Origin of the sequence: Sphingopyxis sp. BSNA05 (assembly GCF_013265645.1) — a bacterium.
GTDB lineage: Bacteria > Pseudomonadota > Alphaproteobacteria > Sphingomonadales > Sphingomonadaceae > Parasphingorhabdus.
On record NZ_PYIA01000081.1, the window covers coordinates 1 to 21,157 of the forward strand.

Annotated in this window: 24 protein-coding genes and 1 pseudogene; 8 read left to right on the forward strand and 17 right to left on the reverse strand. The window is 55.2% G+C overall.

Features of this window, described 5'->3' with window-relative positions:
* The coding region (locus tag C8024_RS20210) for a hypothetical protein (protein WP_217272114.1) at positions 1–290 on the reverse strand (290 nt) is incomplete at its 3' end.
* Positions 291–557: 267 nt separating this feature from the next.
* On the reverse strand, positions 558–1,256 hold the full coding sequence (locus C8024_RS08945; RefSeq protein WP_173204243.1) for a CerR family C-terminal domain-containing protein: 699 nt from the start codon (positions 1,254–1,256) through the stop codon (positions 558–560).
* Positions 1,257–1,340: 84 nt separating this feature from the next.
* Between C8024_RS08945 and C8024_RS08950 the strand changes: the two genes are divergently transcribed.
* Positions 1,341–2,684, forward strand: coding sequence for an oxygenase MpaB family protein (locus C8024_RS08950; protein WP_173204246.1), 1,344 nt, complete (start codon positions 1,341–1,343; stop codon positions 2,682–2,684).
* 48 nt (positions 2,685–2,732) lie between these two features.
* Here the strand turns inward: C8024_RS08950 and C8024_RS08955 are convergent, their stop codons facing one another.
* Together C8024_RS08955 and C8024_RS08960 are read right to left on the reverse strand one after the other, a co-directional pair.
* On the reverse strand, positions 2,733–3,359 hold the full coding sequence (locus C8024_RS08955; protein ID WP_173204248.1) for a Coq4 family protein: 627 nt from the start codon (positions 3,357–3,359) through the stop codon (positions 2,733–2,735).
* Positions 3,356–3,682 carry a hypothetical protein gene (locus C8024_RS08960; RefSeq protein WP_217272115.1) on the reverse strand — a complete coding sequence of 109 codons (327 nt, stop codon included), beginning with the start codon at positions 3,680–3,682 and terminating at the stop codon, positions 3,356–3,358. The genes C8024_RS08955 and C8024_RS08960 overlap by 4 nt, the downstream gene beginning before the upstream one ends.
* Before the next feature lie 101 nt (positions 3,683–3,783).
* On the opposite strand from C8024_RS08960, the gene C8024_RS08965 reads away from it, so the two are divergent.
* Positions 3,784–4,443: a TetR/AcrR family transcriptional regulator gene (locus C8024_RS08965; protein ID WP_173204252.1), complete on the forward strand. Its 660-nt coding sequence runs from the start codon at positions 3,784–3,786 to the stop codon at positions 4,441–4,443.
* A gap of 17 nt (positions 4,444–4,460) precedes the next feature.
* Here the strand turns inward: C8024_RS08965 and C8024_RS08970 are convergent, their stop codons facing one another.
* The 5 genes from C8024_RS08970 to C8024_RS08990 all read right to left on the reverse strand — a co-directional run bounded on the left by C8024_RS08970 (position 4,461) and on the right by C8024_RS08990 (position 8,449).
* Entirely contained in the window at positions 4,461–4,946 is a 486-nt protein-coding gene (locus C8024_RS08970) for an MFS transporter (RefSeq protein ID WP_173204254.1), read from the reverse strand.
* A gap of 288 nt (positions 4,947–5,234) precedes the next feature.
* A complete protein-coding gene (locus C8024_RS20215) occupies positions 5,235–5,393 on the reverse strand; it encodes a hypothetical protein (RefSeq protein WP_217272116.1) in 159 nt (52 codons plus the stop codon).
* Positions 5,390–5,893: an MFS transporter gene (locus tag C8024_RS08980; RefSeq protein WP_173204258.1), complete on the reverse strand. Its 504-nt coding sequence runs from the start codon at positions 5,891–5,893 to the stop codon at positions 5,390–5,392. Before C8024_RS08980 ends, C8024_RS20215 begins: the two co-directional genes overlap by 4 nt.
* Before the next feature lie 10 nt (positions 5,894–5,903).
* Positions 5,904–8,018, reverse strand: a complete 2,115-nt coding sequence (locus tag C8024_RS08985) for a TonB-dependent receptor (RefSeq protein ID WP_173204260.1) — start codon at positions 8,016–8,018, stop codon at positions 5,904–5,906.
* The gene (locus C8024_RS08990; RefSeq protein ID WP_217272117.1) at positions 7,931–8,449 is read right to left on the reverse strand and encodes a hypothetical protein; all 519 of its coding nucleotides are present in this window, start codon (positions 8,447–8,449) and stop codon (positions 7,931–7,933) included. The genes C8024_RS08985 and C8024_RS08990 overlap by 88 nt, the downstream gene beginning before the upstream one ends.
* A 580-nt stretch (positions 8,450–9,029) precedes the next feature.
* Here C8024_RS08990 and C8024_RS08995 point away from each other — a divergent pair.
* Positions 9,030–10,487 carry an alpha-L-fucosidase gene (locus C8024_RS08995; protein ID WP_173204264.1) on the forward strand — a complete coding sequence of 486 codons (1,458 nt, stop codon included), beginning with the start codon at positions 9,030–9,032 and terminating at the stop codon, positions 10,485–10,487.
* A gap of 629 nt (positions 10,488–11,116) precedes the next feature.
* Here the strand turns inward: C8024_RS08995 and C8024_RS09000 are convergent.
* Complete coding sequence (locus C8024_RS09000) at positions 11,117–11,965, reverse strand: protein-L-isoaspartate(D-aspartate) O-methyltransferase (protein WP_217272118.1); 849 nt, start codon at positions 11,963–11,965, stop codon at positions 11,117–11,119.
* A gap of 173 nt (positions 11,966–12,138) precedes the next feature.
* Positions 12,139–12,705: a glycosyltransferase gene (locus C8024_RS23230; protein ID WP_367947244.1), complete on the reverse strand. Its 567-nt coding sequence runs from the start codon at positions 12,703–12,705 to the stop codon at positions 12,139–12,141.
* Positions 12,706–12,866: 161 nt separating this feature from the next.
* Here C8024_RS23230 and C8024_RS23235 point away from each other — a divergent pair, with 161 nt between their 5' ends.
* Complete coding sequence (locus C8024_RS23235) at positions 12,867–13,043, forward strand: hypothetical protein (protein ID WP_367947245.1); 177 nt, start codon at positions 12,867–12,869, stop codon at positions 13,041–13,043.
* A 278-nt stretch (positions 13,044–13,321) separates the two neighbouring features.
* Here the strand turns inward: C8024_RS23235 and C8024_RS09010 are convergent, their stop codons facing one another.
* The 6 genes and pseudogenes from C8024_RS09010 to C8024_RS09040 form a co-directional block, all read right to left on the reverse strand.
* Positions 13,322–13,852, reverse strand: coding sequence for a DUF2141 domain-containing protein (locus C8024_RS09010; protein WP_173204266.1), 531 nt, complete (start codon positions 13,850–13,852; stop codon positions 13,322–13,324).
* Entirely contained in the window at positions 13,849–14,757 is a 909-nt protein-coding gene (locus C8024_RS09015; protein ID WP_217272119.1) for a hypothetical protein, read from the reverse strand. Before C8024_RS09015 ends, C8024_RS09010 begins: the two co-directional genes overlap by 4 nt.
* A gap of 56 nt (positions 14,758–14,813) precedes the next feature.
* Positions 14,814–15,286: pseudogene (locus C8024_RS09020) on the reverse strand (glycosyltransferase); the annotation flags it as partial.
* A 102-nt stretch (positions 15,287–15,388) separates the two neighbouring features.
* Entirely contained in the window at positions 15,389–15,643 is a 255-nt protein-coding gene (locus tag C8024_RS09030) for a hypothetical protein (RefSeq protein WP_173204273.1), read from the reverse strand.
* Positions 15,644–15,662: 19 nt separating this feature from the next.
* On the reverse strand, positions 15,663–15,968 hold the full coding sequence (locus C8024_RS09035; protein WP_173204275.1) for a hypothetical protein: 306 nt from the start codon (positions 15,966–15,968) through the stop codon (positions 15,663–15,665).
* Entirely contained in the window at positions 15,965–16,732 is a 768-nt protein-coding gene (locus C8024_RS09040; protein ID WP_173204277.1) for a DUF2334 domain-containing protein, read from the reverse strand. Before C8024_RS09040 ends, C8024_RS09035 begins: the two co-directional genes overlap by 4 nt.
* Positions 16,733–17,286: 554 nt before the next feature.
* On the opposite strand from C8024_RS09040, the gene C8024_RS09045 reads away from it, so the two are divergent.
* The 4 genes from C8024_RS09045 to C8024_RS09060 all read left to right on the forward strand — a co-directional run bounded on the left by C8024_RS09045 (position 17,287) and on the right by C8024_RS09060 (position 21,127).
* Complete coding sequence (locus tag C8024_RS09045; protein WP_173204280.1) at positions 17,287–17,658, forward strand: PepSY domain-containing protein; 372 nt, start codon at positions 17,287–17,289, stop codon at positions 17,656–17,658.
* A 113-nt stretch (positions 17,659–17,771) separates the two neighbouring features.
* Positions 17,772–18,449 (forward strand): response regulator transcription factor, encoded by a 678-nt coding sequence (locus tag C8024_RS09050; RefSeq protein ID WP_173204281.1) that lies wholly within the window; start codon positions 17,772–17,774, stop codon positions 18,447–18,449.
* The gene (locus C8024_RS09055) at positions 18,442–19,836 is read left to right on the forward strand and encodes a HAMP domain-containing sensor histidine kinase (RefSeq protein WP_173204283.1); all 1,395 of its coding nucleotides are present in this window, start codon (positions 18,442–18,444) and stop codon (positions 19,834–19,836) included. The genes C8024_RS09050 and C8024_RS09055 overlap by 8 nt, the downstream gene beginning before the upstream one ends.
* Complete coding sequence (locus tag C8024_RS09060) at positions 19,829–21,127, forward strand: TolC family protein (RefSeq protein WP_254305754.1); 1,299 nt, start codon at positions 19,829–19,831, stop codon at positions 21,125–21,127. Before C8024_RS09055 ends, C8024_RS09060 begins: the two co-directional genes overlap by 8 nt.
* Positions 21,128–21,157: the final 30 nt, after the last annotated feature.

Sequence of the window (21,157 nt, forward strand, 5' to 3'; positions counted from 1 at the left end):
TTTGACGACCAGCAAAGTGGGACCCGTGTGAGCCGCGTCGTGCCGGTGAAGGGGTCTCTAGATGGATGAATTGATTCGGTCAACAGTGCTGATGCAGAATAATTTTCTTCTTTTTCCGCCCCGACCGGTAGCGATCCATTCGCCTCGCGGGATATCTGAAAATCGCAGGAAATTCCGGAATATCCCGTCTTGGCGTGGCAATAAGGAGAAGCGGAAACCGCCAAGGGAAAAGACGGAAGCCCGGCGAGGCGCTGATAATTTGGAGCCATATCTGCTCTTGGTTGCGGCATTTCTTCAACTGCACCCGCGAATCACGGCAACAGTACCGCGTGAGTCGCCGCCGGCGGCGCGCTCGAATCACAGCAGGTCGGTAATCAGCCGCGCCGCCCAGGGGACAGAAACGCGTCGGAACGCTCTCCACAATTACACCGGAATTTCCGGATAGCTCCAATCCATAAGATCATTACCCTGTTGCAGATGTCTAATCAGCGAGTAGCGGACAAGCTGCGGCAGAAGGTGGGTAAGGACGGCCTCTTCACGGAAACGCCCAAAGCCGGTTAACCAGGAGAGAAATGCAAGTCCCTTCGCTCCAATGTCGCGATCTGCGCGTCTAACGCTGCGATGACGAGCCCGACATAGTCAGCTTTGCCCGACGTACGCGCAATTACCGGTAGTCCCGATGAGAAACCTGTCAGGCTGGAGATCATCAGAACCGCGCGCACTTGTGCCTCTTGCTCGGAAAATAGCCCGTTCGATGCCTCTATGATCAGATTCGTCACAAGTTCAATGCCCGGTCGCCAGAGCTCCGCGTAAAGAATCTCGAAGGCCGGTCCGGGGCTCGCAATCTCGCGTTGGACGAACAATGCCGGATTTTGGTTTCCTGCGGTCGAGAGAAGGAAGCGGGTCAGTTCCGCGAACAGACGCTTCAATAATGTGCGGGCTTCGTCCGGCCCCAGTGGTGCCCGCAATGTCGCGGAATAGACCTCGGCGACCGGGGCCAGCCCATCCCGGTAGCGTGCGACGATAGCATGTGCACATGCCAGATAAAGGCCGCGCTTGTTTCCAAAATAATAAGTTAGCGCAGGCAGATTGACCCCGGCCTTCTTAGCGATTTGTCGTGTTGTGACGCTTGAGAAACCACTGTTACCAAATTCTGTGAGCGCAACATTAAGAATGCGCGCACGCGTTTTCTCGCCTTTGCGATAGCCATCGACGGCGGCGCGGAGAGGGGGAGCCGAGGATTTGACTTTTGTCATCGATCAATGTTCATCCGTTTTGCTTGAATTTATATCAATTGATATATATACCAAGGAGCATCAAGTCGAGAGAGGAAAAGTGGGATGACGCAGGCGGGACAGGATCACCGTTGGACAAAGGTAGAAGCGCAACGCGAGCGCGCGCCGGCCATGTATGGCAACGTCGATTTCCGCATCATACCCGAACGTTTTACCGCTACGGCTGGCGATCCCACTGCGCTTTCCGGCGAATATGCGTCAGAACGAGACGCGCTGCTGGCCGACGCAGAGCGCCTGGATTTCATCCGCGCCTATACGATGACCGGGGATGCTGCCGCCGACGCCTATGCAAGCCTGATGCGCGATTATAGCTTTCGCACCTTGGTCGACATGTTGGTCCTGGCCTGCGACCAAGGCGTGGAAAATGTGCCGGACGCGCCGCCCGAACTGGTCGACTTGATCCGCGAGATGGAGCGAACGCCCGACTGGGTCGACATGAAACTTGTCGAGGAAGGCGCACGTATAGATCGCAATTCAGCCGCAAATTTCGGCCCATTCATCATCCGCGGCGCATTCATCGCAACCTTCATGAACAAATATGCCGCCTTGCCTATGGCGATCACGGGCACATTAACGACCCAGACGGCCGCCAGACGGGTCAAGGATACCGCGACATTCTTCACCACTTCTCTGCTGCCAGGCGCGCTCGAACGTTTTGGTCCTGGCTTCAAAGCGGCGGCCATGGTGCGGTTGATGCATTCAATGGTGCGTGCAAACGTCTTGCGTCGCCCCGGTGAATGGGATGTCAGCGTTTACGGCATCCCCATTCCACAAGTCGACCAGATGCCTGCCGGGCTCATTTCGATCTTTCTTTTATCCTATAAAATGATCGCGGAGGGACGGGAACAATTCACGGACTCGGAACGTGCGATGGTAGAACTGGCGCGCTATCGATGCTTCCTTCTCGGTCTTCCCGAAGATTTGCTCGCCGACACGCCCCAGGGGATTGTCGACCTCATGAACGCGCGTAGCGGGACCTTGCTCAGCGGATATGATGATGAAACATGCGGGGAATTGTTGCGGGCGACCATGGCGGCAGATTTACGGCCGAATAATTCGTTTCGCGCGCGCACCCACGAAACGTTCGAACGCGCTTTTGCAAAGCTGTTTTTCGTCAAAAGCTTCATGGGCAACGACAAAGAGAAAGCCGCTTCGATCGGCGTGGACCTGAAAGCGGGGGATATCGCGCTGGCCGCCATTGCCGGTATATTCATTTATGCCAGAATGCGGCTATATGCGCTCGCCGCACATATTCCCGGCTTGCGCGAGATCGCCGATCGCCGACTGGTCGCGAAGCTTCGGGCCCAGCTCGCCGACTATGGTCATGCCGAATTTACAACCGATGCGAGACAATATCGTCCGTCTGCCAAACCGGCGGCCGCGGATTGATCCGCAGCCGGGCGGCTTCTTTCAATCAATCATTCCAACGGTCGGCAATCAGCCAGCCGGCATAAGCGCGTCCATCATCCGCACCGCGCTGCTATCGATCGGGTCGATCCCCATATCTGAGCGGATTTTGCTAATCGGATCAGCGATGCGCTCATGCCACGGTTCCGCAATCAATTGTTTGGTGGCTCGGCCATGACGCCAGCCATCGAAAGTAACGCCCAGCAACAAATCCATCACCTCAGGCGTATGATTCGCAACTTTGGTCACCACAGTCGCCAGAAAGCGCGTCGAATAATTTTGTCCGAACTGCGCCATTTGAAAGCCGGAGATGGCGACTTCGCCAGCTGCGGTAAACCCATATCCACCCACCAGGTGCCAGACATCGTGAAGCTGAAGGATACGCCGGTTGGTCCTGTTTTGCGCGGGATAGTCACCCGGCAAAACGACGTTATCGGCGTCAATTACCTCAATATCATAGCCGTTGGAATGCAACATCGTCAGCAATTCCGTTGCAAGAGTATCCGCTGGGTGTTTTTCCAGATCGGCGGTGGTTAGTCGGACTTCCGGTTGCGCAATCAAATCGTGCACCCCTTCGAATTCCAGCAGCGCCTCCTCGCAGCGATCCAACATCCGATCGTCATAAAGATCACCCAGCGCCACAACTTGCAATGTCAAATCCAGCTCGCCTTCGGTCGCTGACGGCGGTGCCTGGACAATATTCCAGAACCCGTCCACAATGGCCGTGGCAAGGCTATACGGGGCTTCCCCTCTTTCACCCATGGCAATGCCTCGGTGATTTGAGCGGCGCGTTGGGCGCCGTCGTTACTGGCCAAAGTTGCCGCCGCAATAGCGTCAAAGATCGGTACCTGGGCGACCGGATCGACAAATGCCGCGGTCGTCATCAGCGCCGCTATTCCCAATAGCGGTTGCTCATCAAGCGGCGGCCGGCCCGTCTCGACCCACGTTTCGAATTCATTCCGCATTGCCAGATCCATCATCGCGATCACCCTCCAAAATTTGATTTTTGGAGATAACACTATAAAGATAGAATGATCAAGTTAGAACTGGCACTTCGCTATTTATAGACTATAGTGGGCCCATGTCAGAACCAGCTAAAACCAGTTTCCCGAGGCGAACCGCGACAAAAGCGCGCACCCGCCAGCGTATTGTCGATGCCGCCCGGCGCCTGTTCGTAACCCACGGCTATGCCGACGCGACAATGGCGGCAATTTCCGAGGCTGCCGACATCCATATAACCACGCTGTTCACTCATTTTTCGTCCAAGCGCAAACTTGCGGCAGAGATCGCGGTCGCAGCCGGCACACGGTTTGAGACCGTAATCAAGACGCAGCGCGAACAGGGTGTACCGGTCCTGACATTCTGGCGGAACCAGGTCGCTCGAATTGCCCATGCTTATGAGCGCGACGGCGATGGACAGATTAATCTCGGACGAGCCATTGCCGGGGAACCCGATCTCCTACCCGTTTGGTTTGATCATCAGCGCCTGCAGGTATCTTTGCTGACGGATTATATTGCTGACGAGCTCGGGATAGACCCTCAGGAGGATCGTCGCGCGCAAATGGCCGCTGCTATGCTGGTCGCGGGCGGCCGTATGGCGTTCGACAGCTGGATCGAAAGCGGTCGAGCCGGCGATCTTGTCGCGGAGAACGAGCGGCTGCTCGATGCTGCCGAAGCCGTACTCGCAAACGGCTTGCCGTTGACCAAAAGCGATGCCGCTGACTCAGCCGATCCGGTTTGACGACAGAAACAGCGTTATCAGAGCGTTTTCTCGCTCAGCTGCCGGATATTCTCGATATGACGCAGCCGGTTGATCGGATAATAAGCGAGGCAGATGATCGCAAGCACCGTCGCTAGCGCTGTCGTGCCGATATAGATGCCCGCTAGCCTTTGCAGAACGTCACCACTGACAAGTCCGGGTTGTGCCTTGTCGGGGAAATTGACGAAGGCGAGCAAGAGACCCGCCAGCAGAATTCCCATGCCCGAGACCGCTTTGTTGACCATCGTTGATGCCGAAAAGAGCAGCCCCTCGGACCGGTACCCGGTCTCCAGCTGGATCTGGTCAGTCACATCCGCGATCATCGAAACGGCCAGGATTCCCCCCGCGATGGTTGTCATGATTGTAAACGCGAACTGGCCCATTAACAGATATAATAGCATCGGTTCGCCATTGGCCGGAAAAAGGTCGGCCAGCCGCAATAGCAAGGGCGTTACATTGGAAATCAGCGCCAAGCTGAACATCATCAACGCAGACAGTTTTTGCCAAAGCGCGCGGACAGAGGCAGGACCACGACGAAGGCCAAGAATATGCCGACGGTGCTGGTCGAAGCGACCATGGCGATCTGGCTTGCGCTCAATTCCCAAAATAGGTCGAAAAATATATTTGAAGAGCCATGTTGATCCCGGAGGCAATGGCGAAAAACAAGCTGGCGAGAAGCACCGAAACATAAGAAGGGTGCACCAATATGCCGAGCATTTCCTTCAGCATTTGTGAGGTCGATATCGCCACGCGCGGTGGCGGAGCCGGGCGCTTCAGTACTTCTTTTGCGTGCCAAAGGACGATATCAGCACCGACACCATCATGATGGCCGCCGCTACCCACGCATAGACCCCATAGCCCCCGGCGTTCAGATGGCCGACCGGTTGCTCTGGCGTCGGCTGGAGAAAATAGCCGAATGTCACGATTGTCATGCCAAGGCGCCGCACACGCCGAAGAAGAAGCGCGCGGCGACAAGTTTTGTCCGCTCGTCATAGTCGCTGGTGAACTCGGCGAGCAAAGCCGTCGAGGGAATCTCGTAAAGGCTGATAGAGAAGCGCACGAAAATCGCGGTCATTACCAGCCATGCAAATTGCACTATATTTGAGGCGTCGGGCGGGGACCAGAGCAGTAGGTAGAAAATTCCGATCGGCAAAGCCGCTGCATACATGAAAGGGTGCCGCCGCCCCAAGCGGGAGCGGAAATTGTCAGAATATTGCCCGAGCAAGGGATCGAATAGCGCGTCTGCGATCATCGCAATCATGATCGCCGATCCAACCCAGGCGGCCGGCAGGCCGATCACCTGATTGTAGAATAGCATCAGCAGAGCATTGAAGCCTTGATCCTTGACACCAAACGCTATGGTACCCGAGCCATAGAGAAGCCGTGTTTTAAACGACAGCTGACCTCCGGCCACCGATCCGGATTGCGACATCCGCCGCTACCTAACGGAAACGAATTTCAAACTGGACACCGAAAGTCCGGGGCGGCGTAAGCGAATAGGACTGCGCCACTTCCAGCGTCGGCGAGGAAGCCAGTAGATCGCCCGTAGCGCCATCATAGCCCAGACTGTCAAAAACATTCTTCACATATGCGATCACCCGAAACCGGTCGTTGCGTTCGGTCCAGACCGCGCGCAGGTCAACCTGATCATAGGATGGCATACGATTATATTCGCGGTTGAAGATGTTGCTATAGGCCGCACTGCGCCAGACATAATTGCCCGACAAGGATAACGTACCCGGATCGAAGTCGATGTTATAGACAGCGTTCACGGCAACCTTGTGCCGCGGAGCGTTGGGCAGTCGCGCGCCATCGACACTTTGCGGTTGCTGCCCTGCCACAATAGCGCCGGATGGCTGAGCTCCCGGCTGGATAGCCAAGGGATCCTCTCCGTCGACAAAACAGCATCCGCTGTCGACGCGCGAATGGCCAAAACCGTAATTGAACCCCAATTGCAGAGCATCGGTCGGCTGCCAGGCCAGCTCGGCTTCCGCTCCGTAGCTTTTCGAACTGTCGAGATTGAAGAACTCGGTGAGCTGCGCGCCCCCCGGCTGCGATACCGTCAGTGGCACCTGAAGGCCCTTATAGTCGTAGTAGAAGCCCGCCAGATTGACCCGAAGCCTCGCGCCGAGGGTCCGTTTATATCCTATCTCGTAGGCGTTGACATGCTCCGCCTCGGTTTGTGGCAGCGCCGAAATACCGCCTGCATTGAAACCACCCGATTTATATCCACGACTGTAGCGCAGGAAGGCCAATTCATCTTCTGTCGGCTGCCACTGGGCTGCGACAGTGCCGGTTACAGCATCCCAACTGTTCGACAGTCCGCGACTGGCGATACCTGTTGCCGGGTCAATCGCAACAGCAGAAACCACGCCCGGCGCGGCGGCTGTAGAAATTTGCGACGCGGTAATATCAAGCGCTGGTGTCGCGCTACCATATTGATCGGGCGAAAAGCCGCCGCAGCCAAAGCACAGGATGCGGAAGAATTCATCACCGCTTTTCTTGTCACGGGTATAGCGCCACCCACCTGTCACTTTGAACGCGTCGGAGATCTGGTAGTCGATCTGGCCGAAAACAGCCATCGACTTGGTGGTCAGCGTCGAAGCAGCATATACGAAATCGCTGGACGGGTTGGCCGGACCATTGGCTGGCGTTTGCAATTGCAACTGATCGGGTGCGCGGAAGTGCGTTTCCTGCGTCAGAGTCTCCTGATAATAATATAAACCGGCGACCCATTGCAGCGGTCCGTTGGTGTTCGACGTCAGGTTGAGTTCGCCGCTGCCAAAAGACTTGTCGGTATCCAGGTCAACTTGTGACGACGGAAATACCGTCAATGGCCCACAGCCGGGAATGAACGCGCAAATCCCTCCACCGGCGGCGAGCGGAAATGTATAGGAGATGACGCTGGTATCATCGAGTTCATAGGTATTTTCGGCACGATATTGCTGATAGCCGCCAAGCAGCCGAACATCGAACGTTGGCAATGTCCACGTTATGTCGCCTGTTGCACTGAAATTGTCACGCACCCGCTGCGTCTGGGTCGTGTCGGCACTAAAGTGCCTGATATCGTCCGCCCCTGGCGGCTGGGGATTCGGGTTCAGCGTCACGACGCCCGGGGTCAAATAGCCGAAGGCAGCCCCCGGGGTGATAGCGCCGAAGGGATAAGGCGCAAAATCATAGCCGCCGATACGGTTGATAGTGCGCGGATTGATATCCGAACTTTCGGTAGACAATTTGACCCAGCCAACGACATCCGGTCCGAGATCGGCCTCCAGTTGCAGTTCAAGATACTGACGGTCGCCCCGTCCCCCTTCACTGCCCTTGCCAGCATCATTTTTGAAATAACCGCGCTCCTGGTTCTGATATGCACCCGCAAACCGTGCCCGAAGTCCTTTCGCGACCTCTCCCGAGGCAGAAGCCTCCAGACTATAGAGGCCGTAATTGCCAATCCTCCCGCGCAGATCCGCATTCAGTTCTTCCGTCGGTCGCCTGGAGATCGCATTGATGGCGCCGCCAATTGAATTGCGTCCGTAAAGCGTGCCTTGCGGGCCGCGCAACACTTCAACGCGTTCGATAAAAAGTCCGATGCAGCAATCGAGGCGGTCGAGGAATCATATATTCCATCCGTATATGTGGAGACGCCCGGATCGCTGCCGTTGGTATTTGTCTGGCGGCCAATGCCGCGGATGAAAACACGGTCGTTACTCGCTGAGTAGCTGAGGCCCGGCGTGAAATTCGCAAAATCCTGCAGCGTATCAATGCCGGCGATTTGCCGGACATCGGACGTATAGGCCGATATCGGCAAGGCTACGTCCTGAAGATTGACACTGCGCTTTTCGGCGGTGACAACAATTTCGACAAGGCCGCTATCACCTTTCGCGCTAGATGGCTGATCTGCCGCCGGCGCGGAATCCTGAGTTTGAGCCGCAGCCGGTGTCACTACAAATGCGACACTCGCAAGCATCCATGAAATATTTCGCATACCCATCCTCTCCCCTCGCCAGCCATCAGCTGGTCGATAATTAGAACAGTGATCCCGCTTATACGGGTCTCACATCATTAGTATCCGGGATGCCTTTTTCGCATCTCCTGAATCGGATGTTATAGGAGATTTATATATTAGTCTATAATGATATAATTATCGGTATAGATGTTGATGAATTTGACGGAATACAGCCAGATATTCCGTACCTGCTGCTGCTGAAAATCAGGCGGCCCCGGCATTGGTGCTCCCGGATCGGCATTGTCGGCTCTCCGTAAATCGGGCGAGATCGCAACGTCGTAGGAACGCAAATCCCTTGAGCGAAGAGGCCGCCTGTGTTTCAAATTCAAATTACATAATAATTGTCTTATCGATTTTTCTATGCCAATAGAATTAAGTGCCTCGGCGTGTCTCGTGACGCCGACAACGTTTAAGCCACCACTAAGATGGAGGCAGAAATGGGGAGGAAAATAATGGCTCGACAATTGCGCCTGGCGAATTGGCCAAATATGTTGCTGAGAAGAAGCGACGGGTATCCTCTCGCGCGGGAACGGAATTCTCTGATGGCAATATGGGGGACTTTCAAATGAGCGCGTCTTCCACCCTTAAAAAACTTTCCAAACGCGATGTTCCTGACTGGTATAATGACGCCAAGTTCGGGATCTTCATCCATTGGGGGGCTTTCGCGATTCCCGGCTTTGCACCGCGCCTCGGCTCGATTGGCGAAGCCTTTGTCAAAGACTATGACCGGGCGGTTGCGATGGTGCCCTATACTGAGTGGTACTGGAACGCGACCAAGGTTGCGGGGACACCCTCGGCTGAGTTTCATAAGGCGAATTACGGCGATGCCCCCTATACGGATTTCAAACAACCATTCGAAGAGGGTCTGAAACAGTGGGATCCTTCGGCTTGGGCGGAGGCTTTTCGCGATGCAGGCGCCCGCTATGTCGTTCTCGTGACGAAACATCATGACGGACTTTCGCTTTGGCCGTCCGATATTGCCAATCCGCACCAAGAGAACTGGAGCACAAGCCGTGATATTGTCGGCGAACTGGCGACGGCCGTGCGCGCAGCCGGGATGCGGTTCGGGGTCTATTATTCGGGAGGGATCGACTGGACCTTCAATCGTCGGCCGATGCGCACTCTTGGCGACTTCATATCGTCGACACCCGGCGGCGACTATCCGGCCTATGCGATGGCCCAGGTTCGCGAATTGATCGAGAAATATGAACCCTCGGTGCTCTGGAATGACATATCATGGCCAACCCGATCCAAATCGCTCTACCAGCTATTTGCCGATTATTATTCGGCCGTGCCGGATGGTGTGGTCAACGACCGCTGGGTGGCGGCAAGCGTTCCACGAGAGTTGCTGAAAATTCCGTTGGTCCGGAAACTCATTGATCGCAAAATCAAGGCGTCCTTGCGTAAACGCACTGGCGAGGAATCGGAGGGCATCATCCCGCCGCCCGTCCCACACAGTGACTTTCGTACGCCCGAATATGCAGCCTTCGCCGAAATCCAGATCAAGAAATGGGAAGCGACCCGCGGGATGAGCCATTCATTCGGTTTCAACCGCAACGATACGGATGCGGATTATGACAGCGCCGAAACACTCATTCATGATTTCATTGATGCCGTGTCGCGCAATGGCAATCTTTTGCTCAATGTCGGCCCCCGCGGGACTGATGCGACCATCCCGGACGAACAATTGAAGCGACTGAAGCAATTTGGCACATGGTTGCGAGCCAATGGCGATGCAATCTATGGAACGCGGCCGTGGAATCGCTCGGATGGAGAGACCGAGGACGGCCAGGCCGTCCGCTTCACCACTTCGCCGGGACGGTTGAACCTGATTTTCAAGGGTCCGATTACATCCAAACGATTACGGGTGAAAGACCTGATCATCTCTGGCGCTGCTTCCCGCCTTGCCGATGGCAGCCCGGTGACCTTGGAGGTGCAGGGAAAGGATCTTCTACTGACCTTCGTGAGCCCCAGCTCTGATCCGATCGGCACCGCGGTATCGGTAGCGCTAGCCGGAACGTGAGGCTGCTGAACACCGGAAGGTCGCCATGGTGGATGCTTGGCTAGATTGTGTCTGGAACTTCCCAACTTGCCAATGATTTGGTCTCTGCTAACTCGATCAACGGCCAATGGGTCGACTCCGACGCCACCAGACGCAGGAAAGCCTCGCTGTTTCGAGCGAGGCTTGAATTGGATAGATTGTGTAATTTGGTTGGTTGCGGGAGTAGGATTTGAACCTACGACCTTCAGGTTATGAGACGGAATGCTTGATATCTATATAATTGATAATGATGAATAATATATCACTATTTAGTCCGATGTGTTATAATATGTGTTAGCATTTTCGCTCTTTTGCCTAGAATCGTAACTTTTTGTGTTAGTTGGCTAACACAAATTCGAAGTGAAGTTTAGCAAACCTTATATCTTGAGGCGTATATGGAGTTGGTTACGTAGGCGGCGTTTAGTGCGATGATGCCTAACGTCCGAAAATGGTCTGAATACTGAAACGTGGCTTCATTGGCCAGTTGCCGTCGTTCACTTTGTGGTTGTACCATCTCGCAAGCGGACGTTTGGTTGGTAATTCCACCATATTCTTGCTGCTTAAGCGCAATTTTTGGCCCGTTCCCTTGTTGCACGGAATTAACGATTTTCTCATGGCAATTTTTGTTTGGTGATCTCGCCGGTAAAATCAACAAACATAACCCAGCCGAGTTGTTTTTTGACGATCTTTCCGTTCTGTTTTTTCTCTATCAGCGTCAGATTCTCGTCCCAGAATTTTGCTCCCACAGGTATCACCATTTTGCCCCCGGGTTTAAGCTGATCCAATAATGCCGGCGGGATATGGCTCGCGCCCGCTGTAACGATGATCGCGTCAAATGGCGCTCTCTCTGGCCACCCTTGATAGTCGTCACCAGAACGAACTTTCACATTGTCATATTTTAGCGAACTGAGCAGCCCGCTGGCCCGCTCAGCCAGTGGTTCGACGATCTCAATCGTAAAGACCTTGTCTACTAGCGGGCTGAGTATAGCCGCCTGATAACCCGAGCCAGTGCCTATTTCGAGAACCTTGTCTCCCGGCTGCAAATCCAACACATAGGACATGATCGCTACGATGTATGGATCGGATATCGTCTGACCATAGCCAATAGGCAAAGGGTGATTTTCATAAGCCTTGGCCCTTTCATCTTCTGGGACGAAAAGATGTCGCGGTGTATCGCGGATAGCATCAATAATCGGTCGTAGCCTTCGCTGGTCTTTGTATCCTGATTTTTGGACCTGCTTCTTGATTTTTGAGGCCATTATTTCGCGCTTTTCCTGGAACAATGCTCCCTCCACTCGCATCTGACTTAATTCCTGAACATTGTTTCGCTGCACCTCGGTTGGCGACATTCCTAAAAGAAGGAATTGTGAAATCACGATAAATGGCATTGTGTATATTCTGGACTCCCGATGCCATTTCGTCATCGCTACGGGAACGCGATATTGGTTTTCAATGACCATTATTGCGGGTCGCCCAAATGAGTAGCCGAACAAATCCGATTAGGCAGCTACAGCGCTGTCCGCCATTGTCGTGCGGAGTATGGGTCAATCCATTGTTTGATGCTGCAATTCGCAAGGCCGCTTTTTCAGGCGCCGCGCGTTCCAAGGTGACCGGTTCCGCGCATGCGATCTTGTCATGCCGCATGGGATTTCTCCAATTCGGTCGCGTAGAGCGCAAACAGATCCCGGAAGTGAGTTTCCATATTTTGGACGCTGCCCGATTTCTCTCCAGCTTGCTTTCGGAATTCCGCACTTCTGTCGATAAAGCGGACAATGGCTTCGGCAGCCGAGCGGGAATCTCCTGACATATAGGTTAATCCAGCGCCCGCCTTTACCTGATCCGCAGCGCCGCCTTGATCTGGCGCGATAACAGGGAGACCGCATGCGCGCGCCTCGGCCGCGACCATGCAAAATGTTTCAGCTTCGCACCCGTGGATCAGCGCATCGGCACTTGCCAGCATCGCCGCCAGTGCTGCGCGGTCATCCGTCGGCGGCAGGAACTGGATATGCGGATTGGCCCTCGCTTCGCGCTGCAGCCGGGACGTTTCGCCGCCACCGCCGATCTGGATCAACCCGACGGCTCGCTGAGCGCCGGCGGCCGTGGCCGCGGCGATGACCAGCGGCCATCTTTTCTCGGCCGCATGCCGACCGACGGCGATCAGGAGGGTAGCATCGGGACCCAGCGAGCAGCGCTCCAGCATGGCGGCGCGCAACTCTTTGCTGCGCAGCGTCGGAGAAAAACATTTCGCTCGATGCCCATCGGCACCGTGCTTACCCTTTTCAGGCCGCCATCGATCAATCTTTCGGCAAGACTGTCACCCGCGCAAATGACATGATCGTAGTGGGAATCCAGGCGGCGCAAATGCCGCCAGAACCAGTCAAACTGGCGATCAATCGTGGAGCGTGCAAAAATTTTGCCGAACCAGCGATAGGCATAGGCGGACAACGGGTCGGCGTGCATGATCAGGCGCAGGGCGCCGCACCTGGCCAGTCGGCAACAATGGAAGCACTGTTCCAGGGTGACGAGGCCTCGACATAATCCGGCTGTTCGCGGGTGAGGGCCGCGTGGACTTCATCGGCATCATCAAAATAATGATAGCGGCCATCCAGCGGGAATTTCTTGCCCGGAATGGTAACGATCCGGCGCCCGGACCAAAATGTTCCACGCCATGACCGATGCCGGGAACGATGATCACGATTTCATGGCCGAGACTGGGTCCGATCGCGAGCTTCTGCCGGACATAGGTTTTCACGCCGCCGCCTTTTGGCGAGTAAAATGCACAGACATCGACAATCTTCATCAGTTCAATCCTTTACTCAATCTTTCAGGGGACGAAAACTTGTGAGCCCGTGGCGATAATTCATGATGATGGTGGTATTTGTGATTCCCGACCCAGCAGTCAGGCGCGTGGCAGCGGCTTTCGGTTTTGACCAACCAAGTTTGGGATTTGCAGAAAAGCCAATGCCATCCACCGAAAGCCCGAACTTGCGATTGGCGTCACGGTCGTGGAGCAAGGACAGCGAATAGCTCCCCGGCGCAGGTATGCGGATGCACAATTGCGGCGTTCCGGACCCGGGAATGGCAACTTCGACACGCCGGAAAGTCTTGCCGGCCATCAGCAGTTTGTTGTCGTCTTCCAGAAAATCCTTGTCATTGGAGGGATAGACTTCGAGCTTCAGTTTCCCCTTGCGGTCCTTCAACCCGGTCACCGCAACCTTGATCGCCGGGCCGGTTTCACCGATGCGGCAGCGACCTTCATCCGTGCCCAGTCCAGGTGAGGAGGGAATATATTGTGCGGCCAGCAAAAACGGGGTTGCGACTGCTGCCGTCAGATACAGTAATTTCATATTTTACTGCCCTTGCTGCCCCTGCCCGCAAATTCCGGAATGGCGAGAATTGTGGCGATGACGAGATGGGTAATGAGCAGGAGCGACGTGATGAGCGCGATCAGCTCAGCGATTTCGCTGTCATGGCCGATGATGGCAATAGCGAGTGCGGCGAACATGATGTCCTTGTTGGGCAGAAAGGGTAAGCGCGAAATCAGCAGCCTTCCCGCTGCCAACAGCACCCACCAGCGGAAATCAACCTCGGGTAGCAACAAATGCCACATCAGTGCGCTTGCTGCCGTCGTGAAGATGATCCGGGCGCCATGTACCCAGGCAATATATCGCAAATCCGGGCCTGCGAGACTGAACAACCGGTTGCGCAACACCATGATCACCAGCGAGGTGAGCAAGACGAAACCGATCGAATAATAAGCAGTATTGGCAACGCCGCCAAATTCCAGCGTATGAAAAAGCGGGTAAAGCAGGGCGAGGATCAGCAGCGTGAAGCCGTTGCCGATCAGCGCGGAAAGGATGGTAACGTCCTTGATTGCGCCATAGGGTGATGCATGGATTTGGGTGCTTCGCCTCGCCCATGCATAGAAATAAACCTCACCCAGATAACCGAGCAGAATCTCGTTGCTGATCAATTTGCGGACCAGGGCCACAAAGCCTGACAGCGGTATGTGCCAGAGCCGCCGGTATATGAACCATTCCGACACAGGGCCGGAGAAATAATAAGCGAAAAACAGCAGCCAGAACGACGGTAGAGTGGGTATTTTTGCTACTAGCTGGGCAAAATCGAGGTCCCGGACTTCGTAAAAGACCACACCCAGAAAGCCGAGCGCAACCAGCGGTCCGATCCATTGGGTCCAGCTGGTTCCTTTTGTGATCAGCGGAACCAGAATTTGCGGGATGGATTCAGCCAAGCTGCGGCGACTGCCGATGGCGGGAAGATTTGGTCCATATGCGGACTCACCATTGCTCATGGTTTCATGCTCCTAATTTGCAAAAAGCCGTGTTCGCCGAGCTGCTGATCCGCCAATGCGGCAAACAGACCCGCATAAAGCCGACCAGAATTTTCGAGAGTGAATTGCCTTGCCATATCCATGCGTTCCGCATCCAAATGGAAATCCGGCGCTGCAAATTTGATCGCCCGCGCCATTGCCTGCTCGTCGCCCGCGGCAACGATACGGCCAAGCCTGCCGCTATCCAGCATTGCCGCAATCGCATTGCTGCAGTCGGTGGTAATGATCGGCAGGCCAGCAGCCAGCGCTTCTATGATAACCGCCGGAACCCCCTCATAATGGGAAGACATCAGGTAAAAGTCGCTTTCGCCAGCGGAGGTGCGATGTCATCAACATGACCGGCAAAATGGACACGGTTCGCCAAACCCAGTGAACGGGCTTGTGCTTCCAGTGCTTTGCGCAGCGCGCCGTCACCAACAAGCGTCAGGGTGTCGCCGCTGATCGATCCTTTGGCAAAGGCCCGCAACATCATCGGAATATTTTTGCCTGGTGAGCCGTCCGACGGCCACGAAGCTGCGGCCGGACACTTGTTTCACATTATTTTGCGGAGCCGTGCAAGCCGGCGGATTTCGCCGTCGCTGATCGCGGGGTCTGCGATGACCGCGATCCGGTCGTCAGGTGTCCCCATACATTTGGCAATTTCGGGCTTCATCGACGCTTCCATGGCAACGATATGGTCCAGAAACGGGGACTGGATGCGAAGCCAGAGATGATAGAGCCAGCGCGCAGGACGGACTATGTCGCGACGGTCGAGATCATTGCTGATTTTGCGACAATGGGCGGACATTCGGCGCCAAGAAGCAATTTCATCGCCACGGCCACGACCGAATAGCTATTGCCGGCACAAAATAGCGCGTCAGGTTTTCCCGGCGGATAACACCCGGCAATGTGGCTATCATCCACATGGTCTCGATCCAGGCCGGACTGATCGGCGGCGTGGCCGGATAGATCAGGCGCAGCCGCTCCGCTTCGGCAATGCGGCCGGCACCATCCAGGCGGCCCATGAAGACCGGAGCCTCAAGCCCCTGTTTCTGCCAACATGCGGCAAGGCGCAAAGCGACACGTTCAACACCTCCCGGCTCAAAGCTGTGCAGGAATGTCAGGATTTTCATGCCGCCAGTCCTTGCGTTTCCGGCAACAGATCCGAGTAGCGGCCATGCACACGGCCCTGTCTACCCAATCGGGACATGCAATGATCGATGCTGGAAAGGATTGACGGTTTTGATATATCGCCGGGATGAACGGCGATCCGTGCGACCGGAGCGCGTGATAAAATGGCTGGCGCGACTCTGGCAAACGCAAGCGAGGAAGCCGTGCGCAGCGCGCTGCGACTGGCCCAGGTCACGACCGGACCAGTCGCCAGCGTTTCTCCGGAGACCGGATTCCACACATGCATATGATCTTCTGCCAGAGCGAAGCCGACTTCGGCCAAGGCTTCGTGCGCGCCGGTCCCGTAGAGCCAGGCCGGGGCAATGAATCCGCTGACCGGGCTTCCGGTAATATCTTCAATCAGCTTTCGCCCATCGCGCATTTTTCTGGTTGCGGTTACCTGGTCCATCGCCAGAAACTCGCCCTCACCAGCCGTCAGATATTTGCCGCGGAATCGGTCATATCGCGATTGGGGAATATGCTCTGCGCGGTGGCGCCAGCCATGGAGGAAAATCTCGACGCCCTGATCGGACCAGCTTCGCAAGCTGCGCCGGAAAGCAGGTGCCTTGGTTAGGGACGCTATGCCCCAAAAGTCAGGGACCACCAGCATTGCAATATTCTCCGACCCTGCTGATGGAGCCAGCCGGTTAAATAGAATGTCGATTTCATTGGCAAAACGGGGACTGACATCGTGAATGGCCGTGAGAAGAGTCTGCTTCGACGTCATATTACAGATCGTCCGAAGCTTGCAGCTCCGCCTCTTTCCATGGGCTGGGCTGAACCCGCAGGACAATTCTTCAAGGTCTGGCATTTGCTCGCTGCAGATCCTGGCGCGACCCTGACCCCGGATGTTTCGAAACTGAAATGCATTTAGAATCCTACCGGTTAGTCTGTGAAACAATGCCGAAAACCGATCACCTCAGTTGGCCAAAATAAATCTGAATTTGTGTGGACGCCGTGCAAGCCGATCAAGCGAGTCAGCCGCCTCACGGTGCATTAATCTGGTTACCTGCCCCGCAATAATTGACGGCAATAAAGCTTGAAGAAACAGCATGATATTCATTGAAAACCGGCACGAAAACATTCTTCCGTTAGGGATGATTGTATGATCGTTATGACGTGCGAGCGCAGGCTGCAATCGAGAACAGGCAACATTGGGAAACTGTATATTTGCGGTAATTTTCTGGTAATCTGAGTGTAGCTATTAGCAACCTCAAGGTTAGGTTGGGAACCTCTTTGGGTCGCATCAGCCGTGCCGATCACTAATACGGAGTAATCAGTATGACGCGTAAATCAAAAATCATAGCTGCCATGACTTTCCTCGGAATCGCAGGTGCGGGAGCCGGCGTGGCATTTGTCGTTCCTGCGATCGCGGGTGAGGCACAGGCAGGTGACGCTGCTCTTAGCGAACAGGAGGCACAGCGTTTCGCCGTTCGGGCAGCGCCTGGAGAAGTCATCGATTCTGAACTCGAGAGCGAAGATGGCGTCATGGTCTATGAATTTGAAATACAGCAAGGCGACGTCGTTCGCGAAATAGAAGTGGATGCTCACACCGGCGCTATTCTCGAGAACGCAATCGACAATGGCGATGCCGATGAAGGGGAAGACGCCGAAGACGCTGATGGAGAAGCAGCTGAAATCAACCAGAACTAGGATTCACTTCGATGGATCAGCTCCTGGTCCTCACTTTGTGCGCCATTGCAACTTCGTCCCCCCTTGCAATGGCGCACTTTGTCTGTTCAACCGATAGTATAGGTGAATAGCGCATGAAAATTCTCGTAATTGAAGATGATAAAAGCACGAGCGACTATATCGCTCAGGGTCTCGAACAGGCGGGTCATCTTGTGACCGTCGCCGACAATGGAAACGATGGGTTGTTTCATGCAACTGACGGAAATTTTGATGTGATCATTCTTGATCGAATGCTGCCTGGAATCGATGGGATCGAAGTGATTGGCTCGCTGCGGAGGGCCGGATCATCCGTTCCCGTCCTGATGTTGACAGCGCGGGCCGGATTGGAGGATCGCGTGGAAGGACTGGACTCCGGAGTAGATGATTATCTGGTCAAGCCATTTGCCTTTTCCGAACTGAATGCGAGGATAAATGCATTGGTGCGTCGCCATCAGCCCGAAGCAGTCGAAACCACATTATGTGCAGGCGGCATTGAGCTGGATCGCCTCAAGCGGCAGGTAACGCGCGACGGAGTCATGGTCGACTTGCAGCCGAGGGAGTTTACGCTACTCGAAGAGCTACTCAGAAATTCGGGCAAAGTCGTAACCAGAACGATGCTGCTTGAGCGCGTCTGGAATTTCCATTTTGATCCCAAAACCAATATCGTGGAAACTCATATCAGTCGGCTGCGTTCCAAACTGAACGAGCAGTGTGACAAGGATGCAATAATTACCGTGCGGGGCGCAGGTTATATGATCGCAGCGGATGTCTGAATTGAAACGTAGATTTCAACCTCGCACCATGCGGGAACTGGCTTGGATATATACGGTGCTATTCATGACGGCGACCGCGATTCTTGGCTGGGCCGTTTACACATCCACGCAAAAGGCTTTGGACCAACAGCTCAACAGCCGAATCAGTGCGGAAGCGGATGATCTTTTGACTTTATACCAACGTGAAGGAATCAATGGTCTTTCCGATGAAATCATGCGTCAAGAAGCCCGTCCTGACCTCAATCGGGTTGGCTTTATTTTGACCGACAGTCATGGAAAGCGAATTGCCGGTAGTTTTCCGGCTACTACGCCGAAACCGGGCTGGTCGATTGTGCTATTTGACGATGAGGACGAAGGCGACCAAAAAGATCAGGCACGTGCATATACGCAAGTCTTGTCCGACGGCAGCCGACTGGCAATCGTCGCTGACCTAGAATCCGCGGAAGCGATTGGCGAGACCCTTCTGTTACAGTTTTTGATAGCTTTCGGGGCGATGCTTGTAATCGGAACGGGCGGCGGCTTTCTGCTCACTCTGCTCTTGCGCCGCCGTTTGGACGGCATAAACCAGGCCGCTTCGGCTATCATTGGCGGCGACCTTTCCAAAAGAATGCCGGTTGACGGTTCGGGAGGCGAATTTGACCAGCTATCCCATACGCTGAACAAAATGCTCGACCGCATTGCGACCTTGATGGAAAATTTGCGCCAGGTTTCTGGCGATATAGCTCATGATTTGCGCAGTCCCCTCAATCGGCTACGCCAGCGACTAGAGGGCGGTTTGTCTGAGGATCTCGATCCGGCAGGACGAAAACAAGCCATCGAGGGCGCAATTGGGCAGGCTGACGATTTGCTTGCGATTTTCGCAGCGCTTCTGGGTATTTCGGAAATCGAAGCGGGGCAGATCAAGTCGACTTTCAAGCCTCTGCGGCTGGATCGAATTGTTGATGATATTTGCGAGGCATACCAACCGGCCGCCCAGGACGCCGGATTTAGCTTGTCGTGCGAAATTGATTCGGATTGTACGATTTCCGGTGACCGGCATTTGCTTGGCCAGATGTTGACCAATTTACTCGACAATTGTTTGCGCCATTCAATGCAAGGCAGTCAGATTTTTGTCCAGTTGCTGAATAAAGACAATAGGGTCGAATTGATCGTGTCGGATGACGGCCCAGGAATTCCCGAGGGCCGACGCGCGGAAATGCTGCGGCGCTTTGCCCGGATGGAAGCTAGTCGCACAACGTCGGGAAATGGTCTGGGCCTAAGTCTGGTGAAGGCGATCGCGGATGCTCATGGCGCACGGCTATCCTTGTCAGACAATCAACCGGGATTGAAAGTCACGATAGATTTCAAATCCAGCCGGGCTCCGATTAGGACCATCAGCCATGCGTAACCTGACCCTGTTTGCCTCCAGTCTGCTGCTCGCATCGTGCGCGCATTATGGACCTATGCCGATTTCCGATCCGGGTTCGTCCGCGGCCCTGCAGCCCCCAGTCGCGGCGGTGCTGTCCCAGGAGGCGTCATCCATCGACCGGCCCTATCTTGCGCCTGTAGCGATAGATTTGTCAGCGCCGCTGGATCCCAATGAAATTGCCATTATCGCAGTTCTGTCAAATCCGGACCTGCAAGCAATGCGGGTGCGGGCCGGAGTGAGCGATGCGCAGGTTTTTGCAGCTGGTTTGCTGCCGGATCCGTCGTTCAATTTTGGCATTGACCATATCCTGTCCGGTCCTGATCCGGTTGACAATATAGCGGGCGCACTGGGTTTCAGTCTCAACACTTTGCGCACCCTCAGCGTCCTGCGCGATCAAGCGAAGCAGCAGGCATTGCAGGTGCGGCTGGATCTGGCCTGGGCTGAATGGCAGATCGCCAGCAACGCGCGTCTGCAAGCCGTACGAATATTGGAACTGCGCAGGGCGCTCGAAATCGCTACTGCCAGCGAGCAATCAGCAGCGACTCTGCTCTCGCGCTATCTACGGGCATCGGGGCGCGGCGATATCCCCGCCGATCAGGTGCAGTCGGCGCGGCTATCGGCGATTGATGCCATATCAAATCGACAAACGGCGCAAACCAGTCTCTCGGCAGCGGAATATGAGCTTCGCAGATTGATGGGTTTGCCACCGGAATATGCCTTGCGGCTTGCGCCGCAGCCTCTGCCGGAGGCGTCACCAGACAGCGCGATCCTGTTCAATCTCGCTGTTGCCAATCGCACCGATCTACAAGCGCTAAAGGCCGGTTACGAAGCCCAGGAAGCCTCGGTGCGCAAGGCTGTGCTCGACCAGTTTCCCTCGCTCGACCTGACGATTAGCGGTGCCCGTGACACCGGCACCAACAAGCTGCTTGGCCCGTCGGTGGGTTTCACCTTGCCGCTCTGGAATCGCAATCGCGGCGGGATTGCGATTGAAAGAGCGACCCGGATAGCTTTGAGGGCCGAATATGATGCACGTCTGTTCCAGACCCGTGCCGAGATTGCCGCTGCTGTCGGCGGCCTGAACATCGCGCGTCAGCAGCGGGCCATAATCATGGACGGATTGCCGGAAATCGAAAAATTTGCGCGCGCACGCGCACCGCTGCCGATCGCGGTGACCTGGCGCTGGCGACAGCCGAAACCGCCGAACAATCGGTGCGCGACAAGCATTTCCTGCTGGTTCAGAGCGAACAGGCGATTGCCGAGCAGACCATAGCGCTGGAATTGCTGGTCGGCACACCGCAGG